This window comes from Prevotella rectalis, assembly GCF_900607215.1.
Lineage (GTDB): Bacteria > Bacteroidota > Bacteroidia > Bacteroidales > Bacteroidaceae > Prevotella > Prevotella brunnea.
In genome coordinates, this window is sequence record NZ_LR027820.1 from 200906 (window position 1) to 209011 (window position 8106).

At 39.3% G+C, this 8106-nt stretch carries 4 protein-coding genes and 2 pseudogenes; 2 read left to right on the forward strand and 4 right to left on the reverse strand.

The features are described 5' to 3' along the window. The coding region (locus tag E0E16_RS01800; RefSeq protein WP_130828424.1) for an ISAon1 family transposase at positions 1 to 546 on the forward strand (546 nt) is incomplete at its 5' end. A 720-nt stretch (positions 547 to 1266) separates the two neighbouring features. On the opposite strand, the pseudogene E0E16_RS14110 reads toward E0E16_RS01800, so the two are convergent. The 4 genes and pseudogenes from E0E16_RS14110 to E0E16_RS14790 all read right to left on the reverse strand — a co-directional run. Further along, positions 1267 to 1467: pseudogene (locus E0E16_RS14110) on the reverse strand (IS982 family transposase); the annotation flags it as partial. A gap of 143 nt (positions 1468 to 1610) precedes the next feature. Further along, a complete protein-coding gene (locus tag E0E16_RS01810) occupies positions 1611 to 2771 on the reverse strand; it encodes an efflux RND transporter periplasmic adaptor subunit (RefSeq protein WP_130828570.1) in 1161 nt (386 codons plus the stop codon). Between the two features lie 4 nt (positions 2772 to 2775). Further along, positions 2776 to 7092: a CusA/CzcA family heavy metal efflux RND transporter gene (locus E0E16_RS01815; protein WP_130828571.1), complete on the reverse strand. Its 4317-nt coding sequence runs from the start codon at positions 7090 to 7092 to the stop codon at positions 2776 to 2778. 80 nt (positions 7093 to 7172) lie between these two features. Further along, positions 7173 to 7586, reverse strand: coding sequence for a DUF6769 family protein (locus E0E16_RS14790; protein WP_369406401.1), 414 nt, complete (start codon positions 7584 to 7586; stop codon positions 7173 to 7175). Positions 7587 to 7748: 162 nt separating this feature from the next. Here E0E16_RS14790 and E0E16_RS01820 point away from each other — a divergent pair. Continuing rightward, positions 7749 to 8106: pseudogene (locus E0E16_RS01820) on the forward strand (IS982 family transposase); the annotation flags it as partial.

Here is an 8106-nt window from a genome sequence, read left to right on the forward strand (position 1 = left end):
GTACAGGAATTGCGTATCAAGCACCGCTGGGATGCAATACAGCAGGCAAACGACGAGATGGAGGAGGCAAAACTCTGCGATGAACCATACAGCCCATACCGATACGCTAATGGAGATACAAGAAAAGAGCTTCTCGCCAGGTCAAGATATCTGCTCTTCAAGTCCGCTGACAAATGGACCGAGCGTCAGAAACTGCGAGCTAAAATTCTTTTTGAACAATATCCGGACATCCAAAAGGCATACGGATTGTGCCATTCTCTGCGCATGATCTTTGCAAAGAACACCATCAAGGATGCAGCCAGACTTTCCATGGCACGGTGGTACAATAAAGTTGAAGAGGCAGGCTTTCATTCATTCAATGTCATTGCTGCCACATTCTACGAGCATTATGATGAGATATTGAACTTCTATAACAACAGGGCTTCGAATGCCATGGCAGAATCGTTCAATGCCAAAATTAAACTTTTCCGAGCTAATCTAAGAGGAGTGGCAGACAAGAAGTTCTTCCTATTCAGAATTGCAAATCTATACGCATATCCCCACTGATTTTCTACTGAGCCGATTAATAGATTGAAGGGTATGAAAAAGCGTGGGACTATTGTCGTTTCCACGCTGAGGCTCTGGACTGCCAACGGAAAGTAACAAACAACAACCCACGCCTGAAAGATATATCATGCCCACTAACGGGTACAATAATCTTGGCGTGAGAGTTTATCCATTATTCTTTCCGTTTGAAATTGTCCAGATTTCAGCGTAGAATAACGAGCAAACGCTCTTCGTAAAATGTCTGAGTCTTATAACGAATGCATACTCGTATGCACACTTGGACTCGCTGACAAATTTAATGATTTTTTCTTAAAACATCGACAATTTTTGAAAATATATTTATTAATTTGCCTCAAATCCGCAACTAAGCCCTTGAACGTCCTTATTGCGTTTACACGTCCTCTCATTACTGAATTTGCAGATAATTTGAGCTTGAAGCACCCACTTCTACCTACAATATCCCCTTACCCCACAATGTGACTTGAGGCAATACACAATATCATTCCCATAAGTTGTAGGCATTATCCAAAATCAGTTTGGAAAACATCTGCGTAAGCATTATTACAGGTATAGATATTCAGCACATACCGCCTTGATGTCCTGATCCATTCTTTGTGTCCGTTTTTGGATGGTAATTCCCTGCCTTCCTTTATGGAAGTATATTCAGAAAATAAAAATCATATTCAAAATTTATTGTAACGTTATGAGCAAAACAGTACCGAAATGTTTAAAGCAGCGATAACCAGAGTCGTGAAAAAGAATCATTATTAGCATGACTTCTGCCTTTGACATCGTGGAATCTCGATGATACTTTCTTTTTCCAGTAGGCTATAGCGTATATTTTGCCACCATTGCATCAAAAGACTTGCAGAAGTCATCTGCCATACAAAATATTTCAGTAACTTTGTCTTCGGTGATCATAGCGATTTTTGTTTGTAACTGTTTGAATATTAGTTCTTTAAAGTTACAACAAATTTCGCTAATCACCAAATTTATAGACACTTATAATTCGTCGAACTCACGTTAATTTTCAGTAAACACCAATTAGAGATAGGTGCTTTATTCTATTCTTCTCCGGTTTCTCCTTTATTCATTTCAGACAGAAGATAATAGGCACCCGATTGAGCAATATTAGAAAGTTTTTTTGTATCCTCTAAAGGCTCTATTGCTACAAATCCATTTTCTTCTTTTATCTTCTTGACACCAACAGGGAAGAACTTCCATCTTGAGCCCTGATGAGAGGCTTTATAGATATAAAATTTCCCATCTTTTTCGGCTATGGCTTCATAAGGTACAGCTTTCATCTTTATTGCATTTGTAGCAATCTGTGCCTGAATATACATGCCTCCAATTAATCCAGTTCTATCCCCCATAATATTTACCCGCACATCTACTGTCTGATTTTCATTGTTAAAGGTCTTACCAATGGAATATACTTTGCCTCTATAGTTTTTCCCACTGTTGTCGGATTGTTTAAATTGTACAGACTGTCCTACTTTTATTTTAGAAATATCGTGTAGAAAGACCTGTAATTCAGCAAAAATGTTGTCTGTATTTACAATCTTCATTATTGGCATTTCTGGAGTTGTATATTGGCCTGTCTGCACGTCGATTTGCTCAACAGTGCCACGGATAGGACTCTTTATTGCGATTGTCATCTTGGGATTTCCCTTGCGAATAGAGGAAGGATTAATACCCATTTTTCTAAGCTGGGCGGATAACATTTGCAATTCGCCATTAACTATCTTTAATTCTGATTTGATACGGTCGTAATCCTTACCTGCACCCACCCCCTCTTTCATCATCATTGCCTGGCGAGCAAACTCTTTCGAGAGATACTTCTGCTGATTGAGGGATGATAGATATTGTGTCTGAAGGTTAACAAAGTCGGGGTGAGACAAGTAAGCGATGATCTGGCCTTTAGCCACTATTTGTCCTTCTTTAACTAATATCTGTTTGATATTTCCACCCGTTTGCGGAGTTACAGTTGCTTCACTTTGCGGATCGATAACCAGTTTTCCATTCGCTTCTATAGCATTCTCAAAAACCATCTCTGTAAGATGGCCAACCTCAATATTCACCTTCTTCACTTGCTCGTCAGTGAGGACTACTTGGGTCTGTTCCTTCAACGCATTCTCTTCACTGTTTTCGGCCTGCTTCTTGGTGTTGCCACAAGCCATTAGAAGCAAGAGAGAGGCCATATAGATATATTTTTTTGTTTTCATTGTCTTAAATATTTGGATATTGTAAATCTATCTTTGTATTGATGTATTTTTCGTAAGCTGACCAATAGTCAAGCTCTGTCTGCACAGCATCGCCCATGGTCTGGATAAAGCCAATATAGTCAGTTGCCCCGAGTCGGTAAGCGGAAGCTGCTCCTCGTTGTTGCTCTCTTGCTGTTGGTAATGCTGTTTCTTGAAAGTATTTGAGTTTCGTCTGCCATTTTAGATTTTCTGTTTGTAAACGCTCTTGAACACTTTTAAGTTGTTGACGTGATAAGGTGAGATAAGCCTCTTCAATCTCCTTATCCATGGCCATGGCTTGCTTCTGTGCACGATATGAATTTCTAAATAAGGGAATACTCATACCAACATTTATAGTCCAATAGCCTAACCTATTTCCATTTCTCTGCGCCCCTGCTTCTACGAAAAAATTTGGTAGCACTTTTGTTTTTTCAACTTCTATCTGTGTTTGTGCCAGTTTAATTTTTTCTTTCTGCAATGCCAATATTGGATGAACAGTGTCATTGCATACTGCGAATATTTCTTCTGGGGAGGTAGAAGGTTCGTAAATTCCTTCTCCTAACCATCGAGATAACAATCTAACTGCTACTTGATAATCATAAGTTGACTGATTCAAATTTTCCTTCATCTCTATCGCTTTCTTCTTTGCTGTTAAATATTCTAATTGCGAGGTCTCACGCATTTCATATTTTAATTTTGCGGCATGTTCAAAATTCTGATAGATAGAGTCAATCATTGCATAGACTTTCATTCTCTGTTTCTGAATGTACGCTTGGGCATAATCGTAACTTACAGCTCTTTGTAAGTCATATTTTGTCAACGCTGCTTCTGCACGAGCTGTTCTTGTTGCTTGTTCTTGAGCACGAGTACGTTGCTTCTTACCGAATAGATTCAGATTCTGTCGGATAGATAATAATGAAAAGGTAGCATCATTACCTCTGCCGAGTTCGTCCACACCTGCTGAGAACTCCGTGTCTCCTATGTTATTTACGCCTTTAATCATCGTTTTCTCACGATTGACACGAAGTTCAGCTATCCTTATTGTAGGGTAATTTTGTTCTGCAAGTTGAAATGCTTGTTGAAGACTAACAGTTTGCGCTTTCGAACCATTTGTCATTAATAGCATGACCAATGTAAGTGTAATAGCCGTCGGTATCTTTTTTTTCTTAATATTTACCCCTTCTTCTAATGCATATAATAATGGAATTACGACCAGCGTAAGTAGTGTTGCGGTAAATAGCCCTCCAATAACTACTGTGGCTAATGGTCGTTGCACTTCCGCCCCTGCAGAGCCTGATACCGCCATAGGCAAAAAGCCAAGCATTGCAGCTGTTGCTGTTAGTAAGATAGGTCGTATGCGCTCTTTTGTACCCACTATAATTCTTCGATTTATATCTTTCATACCTTCACTTTTTAATGAATTGAATCGGTTAATGAGTACCAAACCATTGAGTACTGCAACACCGAATAACACGATAAAGCCGACACCTGCCGAGATGGAAAAAGACATACCACGCAATATCAAAGCTAAAACTCCACCAATCGTAGCAAGAGGTACTGCCATATAAATCATCAAGCTCTGCTTAAATGATTTTAATGCAAAGTAGAGTAAAAGGAAAATTAGTGCCATGGCTATTGGGAGAACTATCATCAAGCGTGCCTTTGCTTCTTGGAGATTTTGATATTCACCTCCATATTCCAGTCGATAACCTGAAGGAAGAGTCAACTCAGCATCAAGACTTTTTTGAATATCAGAGACGACGGATGCCACATCACGTCCTCGCACATTCACTCCTACATAGATTCTGCGTGAGGCTTTATCTCGTGATATTTGCATTGGACCTGACTCATAGTTAATATTGGCTACCTCTCTCAGGGGTATCTGCGACCCATTTGGCAGATCAACATAGAGTTGCTTAAGATTATCGATACTCTTACGATACGTCTCGGAGAGTCGAATGACAAGGTCGAAACGTTTTTCACCTTCAAATACCACTCCGGCAGAACTGCCAGCAAAAGCAGAACTCACATACCCGTTTAGGTCAGCAATATTCATTCCATATTGTGCTAAGCGCTGCCGGTCATATTTTACTGTAATCTGTGGTAATCCGTCTGTACGTTCAAGAGCCACGTCTTTGGCACCAGATATTTTACTAATAATGCTTACCATCCGATTTCCCAATTTATTGAGTTTTTCGAGGTCGTCACCATAGAGTTTTACGGCTACATCCTCGCGGACACCAGTAAGCAGTTCGTTGAATCGAAGTGCTACTGGCTGAGAGAAAGAAAAGTTTAGCCCGGGTAAAATTTGGAGCTTTTCCTTTATCCTTTCAATAAGTTCCTCCTTCGTTGTGGCCGAAGTCCATTTACTCCTGTCTTTTTCAAGGATAATAAAACTGTCCGTATAGTCAAATCCCATAGGGTCAGTAGGAATATCAGCCACGCCAATGCGTGCACAGACTGTTTTGATTTCAGGGAAGTTATCCAAAAGCAGACGCTCAACTTCTTTTTCTCTCTTGATTGTTTCAGAGAGAGAACTTCCTGGTCTAAGAAATGTTTGCATTGCTATATCTCCTTCATCAAGCTCAGGAATAAATTCTCCACCCATACGCGTAAAGGCGATGGTCGTAATTCCTAACATGATTATAGCTGAGAGAATGACTGCTGTCTTATGTCGAAGTGAAAAAAGAAGCAGCGGATTATACGCCCTCGTGATTTTTGTAATCAACTTGTTACTTACTTGCTCCAATCTCTTCTCAAACCTGACAATCCTACTATCGGAATTATGTAAGGGGCGTAGAATAAGAGCCGAAATCATAGGTACATAGGTTAAACAGAGTATGATCGCACCTAAGAGTGCAAACGAGAACGTGTAAGCCATAGGTGAAAACATCTTACCACTGATTCCTGTCAAGAATATAATCGGTGTAAAAACGATTAGAATTATCAGCTGACCAAAGAAAGCCGAGTTCATCATTGAGGATGCCGCATCGTAACTAATTTGATTCATGGCCGTCTGGTCAACTTTAAGATGGTGCTTAGTCCTCTTTCCAATCTCAAATACAATGCCCTCTACAATAATAACGGCTCCATCGACAATAATACCGAAATCAATAGCCCCCAGGCTCATTAAATTCGCCCAAACCCCAAAGATTCTCATCATGATAAAGGCAAACAATAGAGATAATGGAATAACGGAAGCTGTAATGATGCCACCTCGCACATTTCCGAGTAGTAAGACTAATACAAAAATGACAATCAGGGCTCCCTCTACCAAATTGCGAGCTATTGTACTCGTTGTACGGTCGATAAGATTAGAACGATCGAGAAACGGTTTTATCTCAATACCTGTGGGAAGTGATTTCTTGATACTTTCCATTCTATTTTTAACAGCATCAACCACTTTGTCTGAGTTTGCTCCCTTTAACATCAGAATCATGCCACCAACAGCCTCATGCCCATTTTGGGTAAAGGCGCCATAACGTACTTGTGAACCAATATCAACTTTATCGGCCACGTCTCGTATCAGAACAGGAATACCATTCGTATTCTTAACAACTATGTTTTGAATGTCTGCAATAGATTTAACCACTCCCTCACCACGAATAAAATTGGCCATGTGGTTGCGCTCGATATAGGCTCCACCGGTATTGATGTTATTCTTGCTTAATGCTTCGTATACTTCACTGATAGTAACTTTCATTGCATTGAGCCTATTCGGATTAAGAGCCACCTCGTATTGCTTTATACTCCCACCAAAAGAGTTCACTTCGACAACACCTGGAATCATTGACAGTTGACGTTTAACTATCCAGTCTTGAATAGTTCGCAATTCCTGTGGACTATATAAATTGCTGTCTTTAGGAACTAATGTGTATTGATAAATTTCACCCAACCCTGTTGTTATAGGTCCCATTTGGGGAGTGCCAAAGCCTTCTGGAATTTCTTCACGTACTTCTTCTAACTTCTCTTGAACAAGTTGGCGTGGCAGATAGGTATCCATATTATCCTTGAACACAATGGTCACAACCGATACACCGAATCGAGAGATAGAACGAATGTCTATTACACCAGGAAGATTCGACATGGCAAGTTCTACAGGGTAAGTAACAAACTGCTCTATATCTGTTGTTGAAAGGTTTTCTGACACAGTAATAACCTGTACTTGATTATTGGTGATATCTGGTGTAGAATCTACATTGATGGTTTTTAGTGAATATAAGCCACCACCTATAATGATTACCAAGAGGAGTATCACCAAGAACTTATGCTTAATGGAAAAATAAATAATTTTATTGATCATATCTCATGACTTAATTATACATGACATATTGAGAACAACCGTCATGTCTTATTCTATTTATTTAAAAAAAATGGATATAATTATGAGAGAGGAGGCGCTCGTAACCCACTTGAGACAATATTTACCTCAAGCAGATGAAAAGAGGGCTCTTGTGATGTTTCGTTAAACTTTGAAGCTTCAAGGTTTGACAATATTTTATACGGCGAGAAAACATACAATAAGTGTGATTGCTTCTCTATGGTCTGTGTGATCTGTTGAACGCACTTTTCGTTTTTGACAATGTGTTTGATTTGTTCAACAGAGCAATTGTCTGGTGTAGAACTTTGACCCGAAGTCGAGTGGCCAGTGTGACTATCATTAACATTGCCATCCAACGCGCATGTCATTTCAATGAAGCATACTTCTTTGGGGTGATGATGATGTGCCAAAACAGAGACAAACAACACCATGAGGATTGCCAACCAGATACTAAATATGGATATTTTTTTCATCATCACGATGCAAAGATATCCATTTAATCTTGCAACTCGGTTGCAAAGATTAATAATCTATTATGCGAGTTCGGGATAAGAAAAGTTCTTAAAAAGTTGGTAATCTCGCTTATTACTTGTATCTTTATAGGTGATAATCAATAAGTTACAAACAAAGTTAAAGCGATGATTACCAAAGACAAAGTTACTGCAATATTCTGTATTATAGACGAATTTAACAAAAATTTGAATACCGAACTCGAAAACAACCTTTTCCTACCTACACATAACGGCAAAGGAAAACGTTATAGACACCGTAAAGGTCGTCTTTCTGAAAGCAAGATTATGACAATTCTTATATGCTATCATTTCGGTACATACCGTAACTTCAAGGAGTACTACCTCAACTGCATTCGCGGACAACTCAAGCAGGAGTTTCCCGATGCTGTATCCTACAATCGTTTCGTGGAACTAATGCCACGTGTTTTCTTCCAGATGATGATGTTTATGAAGCTTTATGCCTTTGGCAAATGTACAGGGATAA